The following is a 14,528-nucleotide window of genomic DNA, read 5'->3' as shown; positions in this document are numbered from 1 at the left end:
TCAAGCCTGAATATTGATATGAAGAAAAAAATTGCCATCGCTATGGGCGGGTATTCCAGTGAATCCCGCATCTCTATCAACAGTGGGAATATGGTTTACAAAAACCTGGATCCCGCTCTTTACGAACCCTATCGCGTACATATTATGCAAAATGAATGGTTTGTAGTGGCCGATGATGGTACTCCCTACCCTATAAATAAAAGCAATTTCACGGTTAAGATCCATGACAATGTCATCGTTTTTGACTGTGTATTCAACACTATTCACGGAACACCCGGTGAAAATGGATTGTTACAGGCTTATTTAAATCTGGTTGGAATTCCGCAAACCTCCTGCGATTTTTATCAGGCAGCACTTACTTTTAATAAAAGGGACCTAATAAGTGTTTTAAAACCCTACGGAATAAAAACTGCGGTGAATTATTTTCTTAACAAAGGAGATGAAGTAAAAGTTGATGAAATTATTAAACGTGTAGGATTACCCTGTTTTGTGAAGGCAAACAAAGCCGGAAGCAGTTTTGGGATCACCAAAGTAAAGGAAGCAAAAGATTTGGAACAGGCCACAAAAGTTGCTTTTAAAGAAGATGATGAAGTGATTATAGAATCCTTTTTAGATGGCACCGAAGTTTCTGTTGGGGTGATTACCTACAAAGGTAAGATCCTTGCCCTACCGGTAACGGAAATCGTTTCAGAAAATGAGTTTTTTGATTATGAAGCTAAATATTTAGGCAAATCCCAGGAAATTACTCCTGCACGAATATCCAAAGAACAGACCAAAGAAGTTCAGAACATCGCAAAATTGATTTATTCCAAGCTCAAAATGAAAGGTTTTACAAGGTCTGAATTTATTTTCCATAATGATCAAGCTCATTTTATCGAGATGAATACTACTCCCGGATTGAGTGAAGCCAGTATATTACCTCAACAGGCAACTGCTGCCGGTATTAGTTTAAAAGATCTTTTTGGTAGTGCCGTCGAAGCCGCGTTTTAGAACAAGGAGTTATAAAATTAAAAGCTTACAGGGTTATGTTTATATACCTATAAAGCATAGGAAAGTCTGTTTTCACTTCTGCAAATGCTTAATAGAATTCCATTTGTATTTGATTATATTTGTTAAAATTCATTCCAACCATGAAACGAGCTGTATTCCCGGGATCTTTTGATCCTATTACTTTAGGCCACGTAGACATCATCGAGCGGGCTTTGCCCCTTTTTGATGAGATCATTCTCGCAATTGGAGTAAATGCCGACAAAAAATACATGTTCTCCCTGGTAGAAAGAGTTGAGTTTATAGAAAAAACCTTTAGTAGTGAACCTAAAATCAAGGTGATGACCTACAAGGGACTTACAGTAGATTTTTGCAAAAAACAAGATGCTCCCTTCATACTTCGTGGGCTCCGCAACACCGGAGATATGGAGTTTGAAAAAACCATTGGCCAAACCAACTTTAAAATGGCAGGAATAGAAACTGTATTTTTAATAGCATCTTCCGGGAAAAGCCACATTTCATCATCGGTAGTTAGGGACGTTAGAAAAAATGGTGGGAATTATTCCTTTATGGTTCCCGATGCGGTGACAAAACAATAAAGTATCCCAGAGCGAGCACTCGCGGGATGTAAAAGGAAGAAACATCCAAAATATCTATGAATTCCCGCCCGAAAAGCACGGGCGGGCATCGAAGAATTACTACCTCTGGCATTTTAAAACTGATAACTCAATCCTACACCACCAAAATAATTTCGTGGATTTCCGGGATAATAAAATCTTGGAGCTGCCCCACCAAAGCCAACCGCGTTAGGAAGAACGCTGGCTGCATATTTTTCATTGGTGAGATTGTTTATACCTGCTGTAAAATTTAGGTTAAGATCCTCGATGAGATCAATGGTGTAAATTGCTTTCAAATTCAAAAGTGTATAACTATTTGTGAAAACCGAATTTGCATCATTTAAAGGAATCTCACCTACGGCGAAAAAATTGCTGTAAATATCTAACTTATTCCAAATATTCAAATCCAAACCAACATTTACAGTACTCCCTGGAACTCCCGGCAATTTATTCCCGGAAAAGTTTGATTCACGGTCAAGAAATTCTTCAAATTCAAAAAAGTTAATCGATGCATTTATATAAGGATTTATAATCAATTCGGGCATCAGTCTTTTCTTGTATCCTGCAAAAAATTCTATTCCGTTATGATTCGTTTTTCCTGCATTTACTCCCACGTACCGATCTTCTGCAATTCTTTGAGCCACCAAAAGATCATCTATTTGAATAGAATATAGAGCAACTTCAGTGTATAACGAATTATTCAACCAATTACCTTTAAACCCAATTTCATAATTGATTCCCGTTTCCGGTTGAAGGTCTGTATTTAATTGACCATCTGGAGTAAGGGTTTCTGCAACCGTGGGAGTTGAAAATCCATGACTTACAGAAGCGTACAGGTTTTTATTGGCAGAAACTTCATAGGTAGTAGCAATTCTGGGCGATAAGATTGTATTAAACCCATAATCACCGGATTGATCGATATCATCCTGTACAAAAAGATCGGTTAGACTATAATTAGTCATATTTAAATTGAGGCCCGTTTCCAAACCCCATTTATCGTTTAGTTCCAGATTGAGTTGCCCGAAAAGATTCGAATAATTCCTGTCCTGTTCATTATTGCTTAAACGCGTGCCCAAAACACTTCCCTGATCCTGAAAATCCCGATATAAATTTTCAAAGGTTCCAATCTCATACCATTCATTATAATATTCGGCACCAAAACTTATTTTTGAAGGACGATCAAACAGTTCTGCAGAAAGATTAAATTTTGTTCGTACCCCTGCCGATATTCTTTCCTCTTTCAAAATATCAAAAGGTCTAGGTTCATAGGCATCTCTAAAACTAAAATATACACTGGTGGTATTTGTGAAATATGAGGAGAATTTATGGTCATAGGAAACTCCCAGTAAGCCACTATCATAAGACTCAAAACCTTTAGATGCAGCCCAGTTTGAAGCTGCAATCGATGGATTGTTCCTGAAATCGCTCTCATTTATGGAGCTTGGGATAAAAGCTTTTAATCTGGTGAAATTGGCAAGAAAACTAAGTTTATTATTTTCAGTCGTTTTCAGGCTTCCGTGAATAAGTCCTGATTTTCTGTTATACTGGCCATTGTCACGGTACCCATCAGTTTGAAGATCGCTGAAATTTGCAAAAAGAGAAGTGGTTTTGGTTCCGTGCGAAGCAGAAATAGTTTTTTTCGACATCCCAAAACTACCGAATAATAATTCTCCTGCAGCTTCGGTTTTATCAATTTCTCCTTCCGCAGCATACAGATTTATAACTCCTCCCAAACCAGCCCCATAAATACTGGAGGCCGGTCCTTTTATTATTTCAATTCGGGAAAGAGCTTCGGGATCTATATCATCCAGCGTTAATTCCCCTTCGGCAGTAGAAAGAGGAATTCCATTAAAATATGCCTGGATCCTGTTGGTGCTATATTGAGATCTGGCTCCAATTCCACGAATATTGAGTTTGGTGGTGTTAAGCGCTCCCTGGTTAACATAAACACCGGGAACATTATTGAATGCCTGCGCCAGGTTAATGGCATCTATACGTTTGAGATCTGCAGAAGAAATCACACTTACAGATGCGGGAAGCTTACGCAGCTGATTAGGAATAAGGGTGCTATTTATCATTACTTCGGAAAGCAGTTCAGTAGAAGTTTTCAGAAATATCTGGATTTTATCTGTCAAAGTGTTTACTACAACCTGTTCTTCTTCAAATCCTATCGCGGTTATTTTAAGGGTCACGGGAAGACCTCCTGCGGGAATTCTAAATTCACCTTCAGTATTTGAAAAAGCTACTGCTTCGGATTTCAAATTGAGAATAGTTACATTCTCAATAGGTTGTGAAGTAACAGAATTGAGAACAGTACCTTCAAGGATCTGTCCGAAAATATTTCCGAGGAACAAAAAAGGAAAAAGAATGGAAAGTTTTATTTTTAAACTCATTGTTTATTGAGCTGAAACCCTCCAGATGGTATTAGAATCGTCATCATTTACCAGCAATGAGCCGTCTGGCAAAATTGAAACAGCAACCGGCCTTCCATAAACTTCGCTATTGGCCTCACTGGCTATAAATCCTGTAAGGAAATCTTCCGGAATTCCGGGTTCACCATCCTCAAAAGGCACAAAGACTATTTTATACCCGGAGAAATCTGCACGATTCCAGGAGCCGTGTTGTCCTACAAAAGCTCCGTTTTTATATTTCTCCGGAAATTGATTTGCCGTATAAAATTTTAAACCCAGAGAAGCTGTATGTGGACCAACCGGCACATCCGGAACAATTGCTTTTTGTACCAGGTGGTTATGAGGATCTTCTTCCCATCTTGGATCTTTGATATCCCCATAATAAGAATAGGGCCAGCCATACCAGCCATCTTCCTCAACACTTGTTATATAATCCGGCACCAGGTTATTACCTATTTTATCCCTTTCATTGACTGCTGTCCAAAGTTCACCAGTCACAGGGTTCCAGTCCATTCCAACAGGATTTCTTAAACCGGCAGCATAAATTTTCTCTCCGGTACCATCAGGGTTTATCTCCAGTATATTCGCACGGCGCACTTCCGTTTCCATTCCATATTCGCCGACATTACTTGCAGAACCCACAGAAACATAGATTTTGCTTCCATCCTCATTTGCAATAAGGTTTCGCGTCCAGTGATTATTATATCCACCGGCAGGAAGATCAAGTATTTTTTCTCCTTTCGATTCAAGCTTTAACTGGCCTTCCTTATAAGGATAGCGGTACAACCCATCTGTATTGGCCACGTAGAAAAAGCCGTTCAGGATCAACATCCCGAATGGCTGGTTCAGGCCTTCAAGAAAGATCTCCCGTTCATCCGGAAGGGCATCGCCGTCATTATCCCGAAGGACAGTAATTCTGTTTGCACTTTTTTGAGTATTGGATTCTACAACAAAAATATCGTTATTTGGTGCTATATAGGTCCATCGTGGATGTTCAAATCCATCGGCAAATTTTTCTACTGTAAAACCATTGGGAGCCTGTGGTTTTTTATCTCCCCAACCTATGACCTTACTTTCTTTCCTAATCGATTCAGAATGATACGGTGTTGGCAACACAAGCTTTCCAATTGCTGTAGAAACAGTATCGTTTGATTGTTTGGAGAGTTCCATCTTACGCTCATCACTTAATTCTTTCATTTGAGCCTGGATGTTGCTGAAAAAGCATATTAAAAAAAAGCTGAGAGTTATTTTTTTTATCATAATCAAAAATTTTAATGAAAATAGTCTTTAATTTATCCAGTCTAAAACATTTTACTTAGATTGGGTTTAATTTAACACCGGCTTTTTAAGTAGTAACAGTGGTTTTTAATTTTGGCTGGATTGGTAGATTTCAGTATGTTTATGGCATAAATAGGTTTAATACTTATGAAAAAATTCTTTATTGCACTCTTTGCAGTTATTTGCCTTACAGGCTGTGATTTATCTAAATATCAACTGATTGAGGAATATGATTTCGAAACGGTTTTTGAAAAATCAGAAGGAAAAGAAACTGCGACCTACGCTCAAATCATAGACTATTATCAACAACTGGAGGACGCTTACCCATCTATAGAACTCATAGAGTTTGGAAAAACAGATAGTGGTGAACCACTTCATCTGGCTGTTTTCAGTACAACTGAAAATTTCGACTTCCAAAAATTGAGGGAAAATAATACTATCATTCTTGTAAATAACGGCATACACCCCGGTGAAAGTGACGGGATAGATGCCACGATGATGCTATTCCGGGACCTGGCGCAGGACTCTGTGGCCGTTCCAAAAAACACAATTTTAGCTACTATTCCTGTTTATAATATAGGTGGTGCTTTGAACAGAAATTCAACTTCCCGAACAAACCAAAATGGTCCTTTGGAATACGGTTTTAGGGGAAATGCAAGAAATTATGACCTCAACCGGGATTTCATAAAAGCCGATACCCGGAACACCCGAAGTTTCGCAGAGATCTTTCATATAGTGCAACCAGATATTTTTGTAGACACCCATGTGAGCAATGGTGCCGATTACCAATACACCCTCACCCATTTATTTACTCAAAAAGATAAACTGGGAGGAGAACTGGGTGATTATCTGGATAAAAAGATGAAACCATCTTTTGAAAAATCATTATGGGAACATGAATGGGAGATTACTCCCTACGTAAACGTTTTTAATGAAGTTCCCGAAAAAGGGTTTGTTCAGTTTTTGGATTCCCCTCGATATTCTACTGGCTACGCTGCGCTGTGGAACACGCTGGGACTCATGATTGAAACACATATGCTAAAACCCTACAAAGAAAGAGTAGAAGGAACATATCGCGCCTTGCAAACAGTTATTGAAATAGGCGAAAGAGACCGGGCCGCTATCAAGGATCTTAGAGCCCGCGCACAGCGTAAGTATCTTACAGAGCGCTATTACCCATTGAATTTTAAAACCGATAGCAGTTCTATTTCAAAATTGCAATTTAAAGGCTATGAAGCCACAAGAATTAAAAGCGAAATCACTGGGGAGGAACGACTTAAATACGACCAATCAAAACCCTTCACCAAAGAAATAGCGTATTATGATAATTTTATTCCTTCTGAAAAAATCGAAATCCCGAGAGCGTATGTAATTCCGCAGGGATGGTGGAATGTTATTGAAATTTTAAAGAGCAACCAGGTAACTATGACACCGGTTAAAAATGATACCACTATCATGGTAGAAGTATATCACATCAATGAATTTAGCACCAGAGATAAGGCTTACGAAGGCCACTACCCACATTATAATACAAGTGTTGAAAAAACACAGGACAGCATTAAATTCCGAAAAGGAGATCTCTATATAAAAACCTTTCAGCCAGCGGTAAGATATTTAATAGAAACCCTGGAACCCACTGCTGATGACTCCTTTTTCAACTGGAATTTTTTCGATAGTATCCTTCAACAAAAAGAGGGTTTTTCTCCCTATGTTTTTGAAGACATCGCTAAAAAGTTACTGGAAGAAAACCCGGACTTGAAGAAAGAATTTGATGAAAAGAAAAGATTAGACAAGGAGTTTTCCCAAAACTCTTATGCCCAGTTAAGCTGGATTCATAAGCAGTCTAAACATTACGAGAAGTCTCATTTACGCTATCCGGTCTTCCGGGTGAGTCGTTAAATATTCCTTGGGAAACAACAATTTAATATTGGAATAGGATTTTGTCAATGCCTTTTGTGATTTGGCAAAATTTTTCCATTTCGCTTTTTTTATACCTTCAGCATGTTCCGGAATTAAATCCCCGGTATAAGGAGAATACATCTCATACCAGTGGGTAACTTTTAACCTGTACTTGTCTTTTCGTTTGAATACGTGGTAGGTCTTTCTTAGAAACCGAACGATTTCCAAATCCCTGACTCCTGTTTCTTCCATCACTTCGCGAATAGCCGATTCCTCCAGGGATTCTCCATCCTCTACCTTTCCCTTTGGAAGATCCCAACGCTTATTTCTATAAATAAATAAAATTTCTTTTTGATCGTTATAAACCATTCCTCCGGCTGCAGTTACTACTTTAAGCTTCTTCATAAGATGCTTAAGGAGCTTTTCTTCATTATCATGATATAGATTGACGTACAGAAGTTCCCCCTCGTTAATTCTCTTAATAATCTGTTTTAACTTTACCGTCTTAATAGGGAAAGAAGAGTAGTTATTACCAATATCTTTATTTGTTGAAAGAATAATTGGAATATCATTTACAAAAACTTTATACATTTGCACTATGATTTTAAATAAAGAAACAGCCATTAAAACAGCTGAGTTGCTTTTGCAAATTAAAGCAATAAAATTAGAACCACAACAACCCTTTACCTGGGCAAGCGGGTGGAAATCTCCAATCTATTGCGACAACCGGATCGTGTTGTCCTATCCTCCTATAAGAAATTTCATCAGGGAAAATTTTGCGCGGCAAATTGAAGAACTCTATGGAAAACCGGATGTAATAGCAGGAGTTGCCACCGGAGCGATTGGAATTGGGATGATGGTCGCAGATTATATGAACCTTCCTTTTGTTTATGTAAGGCCGGAAGCAAAAGGCCATGGAAGAAAGAATCAAATAGAAGGAAAGCTGGAAAGCGGGCAAACCGTTGTGGTTATTGAAGACCTTATAAGCACAGGAAAAAGCAGCCTGAATGCCATCAATGCGCTTAAGGAGGCAAAAGTAACTATCAAGGGATTGCTGGCAATCTTCACCTATGGTTTTGATGTTTCAGAAGAAAATTTCAAAAAGGCCGATGTTGACCTGTACACTTTGAGTAACTATGATTTTCTGATAGAAACTGCCCTAAAAACAAATTACATCAATTCATCTGAAGCCGAAACTTTAAAAACCTGGAGGCAAGATCCGGAAAACTGGAAAAAATAATATGAACTTAGAAAGTCCAAGAGTAACAACTCAAAAAAGTCAGCAGGAAATGTTTGATTTTCTTACCAACGTAGAAAATTATAAACAGGTCATGCCCGAAAGTATGGAGAAATTTGAAGTAATCGCTGCGGATACATTTCTATTCACACTTAAAGGAATGCCGCAAATAGCCCTGAAAATTACAGAAACCAGGGAACCGGAATTGGTTGTACTAGGATCAACTTCTGAAAAATTCAACTTCTCACTCAACATTTTGGTAGAACCTGAAGGTGAAAATAAGAGTGCCGTTCAATTGCTTTTTGACGGAGAATTCAATGCAATGATGTCGATGATGGTGAAGGGACCACTTACTAAATTCATTACCAACCTCAGCGAAAACATGGGCAAGCTTTAGAAGAGCAATTTCAGCTCTTTTAAATCAAAAATTCTAATAATACCATCCTCCACCTCAACTTTAAGAAGTCCGGTGGAGGTTATTCCTTTAATAATCCCGGTAAGAAATGAATCATCTGGCAATTGAAAGGTGGATACTTTATTTTTTCGGAAGAGTTTTTCTTCATACTTGGCCAGTATATCATCCTCATTTCCTTCACTGAAATTTTGCATTATTCGTTCGATATTTTTCAGAATAACGTCCAGTACGTGAGCTATTTCAAAAGTTCTTCCGGAAACGAGTTTTAGAGATGAAGCCTTTGGTAAGCCAGGGAAAGAAATTTGATTAATATTTACTCCAATGCCAATAATAGTTGTTCCAATGCTGCCATTATTTAGGATATTTTCAATGAGGATTCCACCAATTTTAAGATTTGCTGCCATAATGTCGTTTGGCCATTTCAGCTTCAAATTATTAATTTTCAATTCCTTTAAGCCCAATAAAATAGCCAGACCAATTCCTGCGCTTAAGATGAATTGATCCTGGATTTTTACTTTAGGTTTTGGATAAAGCACGCTAAAAGTAAGGTTCTCCCCCGCATTAGAAATCCAACTAGCCCCGCGCTGGCCTCTCCCTAAAGTTTGCTCAAAGGCGTGGATACAAACCGGAGCGGTATTTCGGTTTAAATGATACCATTCCCTGGCGAGTATATTTGTGGATTCAGTGGCACTAACTTTGATAATACGCATGTATAAAATAAGGACTAGTTAAGGCGTTAATTGTTATGTTAACACAGCCTAATAAAGACTAAAAAGTAATAACTTTGCGCAAAGAACAAAATTTAATGATAAAAAAAGAAATAAACAACGATCAACTTATAGCTCAAATTATAAAAGGAATAGAGGAAGTTAAAGGGAATAAAATCGAAATCCTTGATTTAAGGGAAATTGAAAATACCGTTTGTGATTATTTTGTCATTTGTAATGGTACTTCCAACACACAGGTAAATGCCATCGTAAATTCCATTCAAAAAACAGTAAGCAAAGCGCTTAAGGACAAACCCTTGCACATAGAAGGCAGTGATAATGCTGAATGGGTGCTAATGGATTACGTAAACGTTGTGGTTCATGTTTTTCAAAAACATATAAGAGAATATTACGATATTGAAAGTCTATGGGGCGATGCTAAGATCACTTCAATTGAGACAAATTATTAAAAAATAAGCAAATAAGAATGGCAAATAAGGAACCGAATAAAAAATTAGAACCTAAAAAACCTAAATTCAACGCATATTGGATTTATGCTGCTATTATAGTGATTTTTTTAGGAATTCAGATTTTTGGTGGATCGGGCTTCAACGAGCCGGTTAAAACCAATCCGGCAGAATTTGAAACGTATTTAAGAAATGGTGATGTTGCAAAGGTTTTAATCGTTAACCGAAATCAGGCGAAAGTTTTTCTAACCGAAGAAGCAAAAGCTAAGGACATTCATAAAAAGGCCACCGAAAGCGAAATGTTTGCTTCTGGTGACGCCCCTGCATATTCTTTTGAAATAGGAGATCTTCAAAATTTCGAGAATTCGATTAAGGATACAAAATCCGAGAATAATTTGGACACCATAGTAACCTATGATACTCAGGCAAATGTCTGGGGGGATATTTTACTAACCCTTTTACCTTTTGTTTTAATAATTGGGATCTGGATATTTATAATGAAAAAAATGAGCGCTGGTGGTGGCGGAGGCCCTGGAGGACAGATTTTCAATATCGGAAAATCTAAAGCAAAGCTCTTTGACCAAAATACCGACGTAAAAACTTCCTTTAAGGATGTTGCCGGGCTGGAAGGAGCGAAAGAAGAAATACAGGAAATAGTAGACTTTCTTAAAACCCCCGATAAATACACATCATTAGGAGGTAAAATCCCTAAAGGTGCATTATTGGTAGGACCCCCGGGAACAGGAAAGACCCTTTTAGCAAAAGCCGTAGCCGGTGAAGCAAAGGTCCCTTTCTTTTCTTTATCAGGATCAGACTTTGTGGAGATGTTTGTTGGAGTTGGAGCATCAAGGGTTCGGGATTTATTTAAACAAGCCAAAGAAAAATCCCCTTCGATCATTTTTATTGATGAAATTGATGCCATAGGTAGGGCAAGAGGAAAAAATAACATGTCAGGTTCTAATGACGAACGTGAAAACACCCTGAACCAGCTACTTACCGAAATGGATGGTTTCGGCACAAATACAAATGTGATTGTAATAGCTGCCACAAACCGTGCAGATGTCTTAGACAAGGCCTTGATGCGTGCAGGACGATTTGATCGACAGATATATGTGGATCTTCCGGACGTAAGAGAACGTAAAGAAATTTTTGAAGTCCATTTGAGACCCATCATTAAGGTTGCTGAAGAACTGGATGTTGAATTTCTCGCAAAACAAACCCCTGGTTTCTCTGGGGCAGATATTGCCAATGTTTGTAATGAAGCGGCTCTAATCGCTGCCCGTAAAGGACATAAGGCTGTAGGAAAACAAGATTTTCTGGATGCTGTTGACAGAATTGTTGGCGGACTTGAGAAAAAGAATAAAATTATTACACCAGACGAGAAAAAAGCAATCGCATACCACGAAGCCGGTCACGCAACGGCAAGCTGGATGTTAGAGCATGCTGCTCCTTTGGTAAAAGTAACTATAGTGCCACGTGGTCAATCCCTGGGAGCCGCCTGGTATTTGCCGGAAGAACGACTTATTGTTAGACCGGAACAAATGCTGGATGAAATGTGTGCCACTATGGGCGGAAGAGCTGCAGAAAAGGTGATATTCAATCAGATATCAACTGGAGCGCTTAGCGATCTTGAAAAGGTTACAAAACAAGCACGGGCCATGGTTACTATCTATGGACTTAATGAAAAAATAGGAAATCTTACATTCTATGATTCCACAGGCCAAAGTGAATATAATTTCACCAAGCCTTACAGTGAGAAAACTTCAGAATTAATAGACAAGGAAATTTCCAACTTAATAGAAACACAATATCAAAGGGCTATAGCTTTATTGGAAGCAAATAAAGATAAATTAACCCAGTTGGCAGATATCCTTTTGGAAAAAGAAGTGATCTTTAAAGACGACCTTCAAAAGATATTTGGAGACCGTCCTTTCGCAGAAAGGGAGCAAGTTGATTACTTCCCAAAGGCTAAAGAAGTGAACAAAAAGGAAGAGAACAAGGATGGCAACGATAAACCATCTGAAGATTCAGAAGATTCAGAAGTTCCTGAGGATACTTCGGTTAATAAATAAATCATAAACTCTTATAAAAAATCTTAATTTAATGTAGCGTTAAATTAAGATTTTTTTACCTTTGGTTTAAAGGCGCCATAATAACCCTATTTTTCACTATGAGTCTATTTAGAAATTTTTTAAACCCTAAATCTAAATCAGACAAAGGTCAGGATATGCCCGAAAAGGCCGACCGGGGCAAGTATATGCCAGATTTAAAGCTTCCCACAGACGAACGATTCATGTTGAATTTCAAAAACAACGGTGGTAAGTTTTTATATTGTGAAAATGATAAGGAGGTTTTGGAGGCTTTTGACAATATTTTATTAGAAAATGATTGGTACGAAACTTCCTGTTGCTGTTTTGATGAAAATTTGAAAAGCAAATTTGATACGTTCAATTTGGAATTTACAAAAAGTGGCAGTTCCTCTTTTTTTCTTTCTACCTGTGAATATCTTATTGCCAATGATGGTTCTATCTTAATTTCTTCTAACCAGATAAAAGAAAAAAAATTCAACGAATTACCCGATAACTTTATCATTCTTGCATCCACCAGCCAGTTGGTTGACACTATTGGAGAAGGCTTAAGAGGCATTAAATCCAATAACAAGCAGCGTATCCCTTCCAACATTACAACTATTAAAAGTTTTGAGACCCAAAAGGAGGGTGATTTTATGAGCTATGGCAGTAGCACAAAAAACCTATATTTGCTGCTTAGGGAAGATCTATAAAACATGAAGGAATCTATTATAAGAGCAATATCTGGATTATTGTACATTTCCATTTTGGTAGTTTCTATAATTTCATCTGAATTTATCTTTATTTCGCTTTTTTTTCTTCTTGGCTTCATTTGTCTATTGGAACTTGAGAAACTATTACGCTTAAAGAGCTATGCCTTATATGGGGTTCATATTATCTTCTTCCTATTATTCAGTTACATAAAATTTGACAGTAATGCCACTATTTTATTATTGTGTATCACGATCTTTGTTAACCTTTTCCTCATAAAGGATCTACTATTTATTCGTACCATTCCCGTATTTGAAAAAAAGAAGTATATAATCCTTATTTTTTACCTTATTTCCTCAATCGTTTTTTTAACCCTTATTCCAACTTATAACGGAAATTTCAATCAGGAACTAATAGTTGGGATCTTTGTACTTATCTGGATCAATGATACTTTTGCCTATATTACAGGAAAGAATTTTGGCCGAAACAAACTCTATGAGCGCATTTCTCCAAATAAAACCATTGAAGGTTTTATTGGCGGACTTGTATTTAGTATTATAGGTGGTTATTTTATATTCTATTTCACCCACTACCGCGAATTTTCTTTTTGGTTGGGATTAGCCATAATATTGAGTATTTTTGGAACACTGGGAGATTTAATCCAATCCAAATTCAAAAGACAGGCAGGAGTAAAAGATAGTGGAAACCTGATGCCTGGTCACGGAGGTCTCTATGACAGGCTGGATAGCATCATATTTTCAAGTCCATTTGTTTATGCATACTTATTAATAATAAATCATGTTTCATAAAGAAGGTTATAAAATTATATTAATCACAGTTTTGCTCCTGGCAGCATTAAATGTGATATCCTATTTATCCATTAATATCTATTGGATAAAATTTTCTGTTTTCGCAATAAGCGTATTGATACTGTTGCTTATCCTCCAGTTTTTTAGAAATCCGGGACGTGCAACCCAGATAAATGACCTAAATATAGTTTCTCCGGTAGATGGGAAGGTGGTAGTGATTGAGGAGGTTTATGAAAAGGAATATTTCAAGGACAAACGCCTACAAATTTCTATTTTCATGTCTCCTATCAATGTGCACGTTACGCGTTATCCGGTAGGTGGAATTATAAAATTAAGCAAGTATCATCCTGGAAAATTTTTGGTAGCCTGGCATCCAAAATCCAGCGAGGAAAATGAACGAACTACAGTAGTAATAAAGAACAAAATTGCCGGAGAAGTTTTATATAGACAAATTGCAGGTGCCCTTGCCAAGCGTATTGTAAATTATGCAGAAGAAGGACAGGAAATTGTGCAGGGTACTGATAGTGGATTTATAAAATTTGGTTCCCGGGTGGATGTTTTTCTTCCCTTACATACTAAGGTTAATGTCAAACTAAATGACAAAGTAAAAGGTGGCGTTAGTGTAATTGCCAATGCCGAAAATTAAGATATGGCAGAAATATCTGATCAAAAATTCCTTAAAGCCTACGAAATGGCATCCAATACCGGCCTGAAATTTCCGCCAGATGTCATGTTGCGTTTCTATGCCTTTTATAAACGTGCCACACACCATGATGGTTTTTACAATCCGGGAAATGAGGAGGATATTCGTAATGGATTTAAGGCAAATGCCTTATTACAAGTAAAAAGTGTTAGTCAGGAAGAAGCGAAGAAGAAATATGTAGAAATGGTAGAAAAACATATTGGAAAAGTCTAAAACCA

At 37.5% G+C, this 14,528-nt stretch carries 15 protein-coding genes; 11 read left to right on the top strand and 4 right to left on the bottom strand.

Annotated elements, in window-relative coordinates; translation table 11 throughout:
- The first annotated feature begins 18 nt into the window (after positions 1–18).
- Both GILLI_RS13845 and coaD read left to right on the top strand, forming a co-directional pair.
- Positions 19–990, top strand: a complete 972-nt coding sequence (locus GILLI_RS13845; RefSeq protein ID WP_006989747.1) for a D-alanine--D-alanine ligase — start codon at positions 19–21, stop codon at positions 988–990.
- A 140-nt stretch (positions 991–1,130) separates the two neighbouring features.
- Positions 1,131–1,586: a pantetheine-phosphate adenylyltransferase gene (coaD, locus tag GILLI_RS13840; RefSeq protein WP_006989746.1), complete on the top strand. Its 456-nt coding sequence runs from the start codon at positions 1,131–1,133 to the stop codon at positions 1,584–1,586.
- A 113-nt stretch (positions 1,587–1,699) separates the two neighbouring features.
- On the opposite strand, the gene GILLI_RS13835 is transcribed toward coaD, so the two are convergent.
- Together GILLI_RS13835 and GILLI_RS13830 are read right to left on the bottom strand one after the other, a co-directional pair.
- Entirely contained in the window at positions 1,700–3,997 is a 2,298-nt protein-coding gene (locus GILLI_RS13835; RefSeq protein WP_006989745.1) for a TonB-dependent receptor, read from the bottom strand.
- 3 nt (positions 3,998–4,000) lie between these two features.
- On the bottom strand, positions 4,001–5,275 hold the full coding sequence (locus GILLI_RS13830; RefSeq protein WP_006989744.1) for a PQQ-dependent sugar dehydrogenase: 1,275 nt from the start codon (positions 5,273–5,275) through the stop codon (positions 4,001–4,003).
- A gap of 165 nt (positions 5,276–5,440) precedes the next feature.
- Here GILLI_RS13830 and GILLI_RS13825 point away from each other — a divergent pair, with 165 nt between their 5' ends.
- On the top strand, positions 5,441–7,192 hold the full coding sequence (locus GILLI_RS13825) for a M14 family metallopeptidase (protein ID WP_006989743.1): 1,752 nt from the start codon (positions 5,441–5,443) through the stop codon (positions 7,190–7,192).
- Here the strand turns inward: GILLI_RS13825 and GILLI_RS13820 are convergent.
- A complete protein-coding gene (locus tag GILLI_RS13820) occupies positions 7,160–7,783 on the bottom strand; it encodes an NUDIX hydrolase (protein ID WP_006989742.1) in 624 nt (207 codons plus the stop codon). The genes GILLI_RS13825 and GILLI_RS13820 overlap by 33 nt on opposite strands.
- A 7-nt stretch (positions 7,784–7,790) precedes the next feature.
- On the opposite strand from GILLI_RS13820, the gene pyrE reads away from it, so the two are divergent.
- Together pyrE and GILLI_RS13810 are read left to right on the top strand one after the other, a co-directional pair.
- Positions 7,791–8,432: an orotate phosphoribosyltransferase gene (gene pyrE, locus GILLI_RS13815; protein WP_006989741.1), complete on the top strand. Its 642-nt coding sequence runs from the start codon at positions 7,791–7,793 to the stop codon at positions 8,430–8,432.
- A 1-nt stretch (position 8,433) separates the two neighbouring features.
- Positions 8,434–8,826 carry a hypothetical protein gene (locus GILLI_RS13810; protein ID WP_006989740.1) on the top strand — a complete coding sequence of 131 codons (393 nt, stop codon included), beginning with the start codon at positions 8,434–8,436 and terminating at the stop codon, positions 8,824–8,826.
- Here GILLI_RS13810 and GILLI_RS13805 read toward each other — a convergent pair.
- Complete coding sequence (locus tag GILLI_RS13805) at positions 8,823–9,554, bottom strand: biotin--[acetyl-CoA-carboxylase] ligase (RefSeq protein ID WP_006989739.1); 732 nt, start codon at positions 9,552–9,554, stop codon at positions 8,823–8,825. The genes GILLI_RS13810 and GILLI_RS13805 overlap by 4 nt on opposite strands.
- 95 nt (positions 9,555–9,649) lie before the next feature.
- On the opposite strand from GILLI_RS13805, the gene rsfS reads away from it, so the two are divergent.
- From rsfS to GILLI_RS13775, 6 genes are all read left to right on the top strand, one after another.
- On the top strand, positions 9,650–10,021 hold the full coding sequence (gene rsfS, locus GILLI_RS13800; protein WP_040506665.1) for a ribosome silencing factor: 372 nt from the start codon (positions 9,650–9,652) through the stop codon (positions 10,019–10,021).
- Positions 10,022–10,038: 17 nt separating this feature from the next.
- Positions 10,039–12,090: an ATP-dependent zinc metalloprotease FtsH gene (ftsH, locus tag GILLI_RS13795; RefSeq protein WP_006989737.1), complete on the top strand. Its 2,052-nt coding sequence runs from the start codon at positions 10,039–10,041 to the stop codon at positions 12,088–12,090.
- Positions 12,091–12,188: 98 nt separating this feature from the next.
- Positions 12,189–12,800 (top strand): LUD domain-containing protein, encoded by a 612-nt coding sequence (locus GILLI_RS13790; RefSeq protein ID WP_006989736.1) that lies wholly within the window; start codon positions 12,189–12,191, stop codon positions 12,798–12,800.
- A 3-nt stretch (positions 12,801–12,803) separates the two neighbouring features.
- Complete coding sequence (locus tag GILLI_RS13785) at positions 12,804–13,607, top strand: phosphatidate cytidylyltransferase (protein ID WP_006989735.1); 804 nt, start codon at positions 12,804–12,806, stop codon at positions 13,605–13,607.
- Entirely contained in the window at positions 13,597–14,253 is a 657-nt protein-coding gene (locus tag GILLI_RS13780) for a phosphatidylserine decarboxylase family protein (protein WP_006989734.1), read from the top strand. The genes GILLI_RS13785 and GILLI_RS13780 overlap by 11 nt, the downstream gene beginning before the upstream one ends.
- A gap of 3 nt (positions 14,254–14,256) precedes the next feature.
- Positions 14,257–14,523, top strand: a complete 267-nt coding sequence (locus GILLI_RS13775; protein ID WP_006989733.1) for an acyl-CoA-binding protein — start codon at positions 14,257–14,259, stop codon at positions 14,521–14,523.
- Positions 14,524–14,528 lie beyond the last annotated feature (5 nt).

Source organism: Gillisia limnaea DSM 15749, from assembly GCF_000243235.1.
Classification (GTDB): Bacteria; Bacteroidota; Bacteroidia; order Flavobacteriales; family Flavobacteriaceae; genus Gillisia; species Gillisia limnaea.
This window is presented reverse-complemented; position numbering and strand designations above follow the sequence as displayed.

Excerpts from the sequence above, each read along its gene's own strand:
- GILLI_RS13845 (WP_006989747.1), top strand. The coding sequence starts at position 19 with ATGAAGAAAAAAATTGCCATCGCTATGGGCGGGTATTCCAGTGAATCC.
- coaD (WP_006989746.1), top strand. The coding sequence starts at position 1,131 with ATGAAACGAGCTGTATTCCCGGGATCTTTTGATCCTATTACTTTAGGC.
- GILLI_RS13835 (WP_006989745.1), bottom strand. The coding sequence starts at position 3,997 with ATGAGTTTAAAAATAAAACTTTCCATTCTTTTTCCTTTTTTGTTCCTC.
- GILLI_RS13830 (WP_006989744.1), bottom strand. The coding sequence starts at position 5,275 with ATGATAAAAAAAATAACTCTCAGCTTTTTTTTAATATGCTTTTTCAGC.
- GILLI_RS13825 (WP_006989743.1), top strand. The coding sequence starts at position 5,441 with ATGAAAAAATTCTTTATTGCACTCTTTGCAGTTATTTGCCTTACAGGC.
- GILLI_RS13820 (WP_006989742.1), bottom strand. The coding sequence starts at position 7,783 with ATGTATAAAGTTTTTGTAAATGATATTCCAATTATTCTTTCAACAAAT.
- pyrE (WP_006989741.1), top strand. The coding sequence starts at position 7,791 with ATGATTTTAAATAAAGAAACAGCCATTAAAACAGCTGAGTTGCTTTTG.
- GILLI_RS13810 (WP_006989740.1), top strand. The coding sequence starts at position 8,434 with ATGAACTTAGAAAGTCCAAGAGTAACAACTCAAAAAAGTCAGCAGGAA.
- GILLI_RS13805 (WP_006989739.1), bottom strand. The coding sequence starts at position 9,554 with ATGCGTATTATCAAAGTTAGTGCCACTGAATCCACAAATATACTCGCC.
- rsfS (WP_040506665.1), top strand. The coding sequence starts at position 9,650 with ATGATAAAAAAAGAAATAAACAACGATCAACTTATAGCTCAAATTATA.
- ftsH (WP_006989737.1), top strand. The coding sequence starts at position 10,039 with ATGGCAAATAAGGAACCGAATAAAAAATTAGAACCTAAAAAACCTAAA.
- GILLI_RS13790 (WP_006989736.1), top strand. The coding sequence starts at position 12,189 with ATGAGTCTATTTAGAAATTTTTTAAACCCTAAATCTAAATCAGACAAA.
- GILLI_RS13785 (WP_006989735.1), top strand. The coding sequence starts at position 12,804 with ATGAAGGAATCTATTATAAGAGCAATATCTGGATTATTGTACATTTCC.
- GILLI_RS13780 (WP_006989734.1), top strand. The coding sequence starts at position 13,597 with ATGTTTCATAAAGAAGGTTATAAAATTATATTAATCACAGTTTTGCTC.
- GILLI_RS13775 (WP_006989733.1), top strand. The coding sequence starts at position 14,257 with ATGGCAGAAATATCTGATCAAAAATTCCTTAAAGCCTACGAAATGGCA.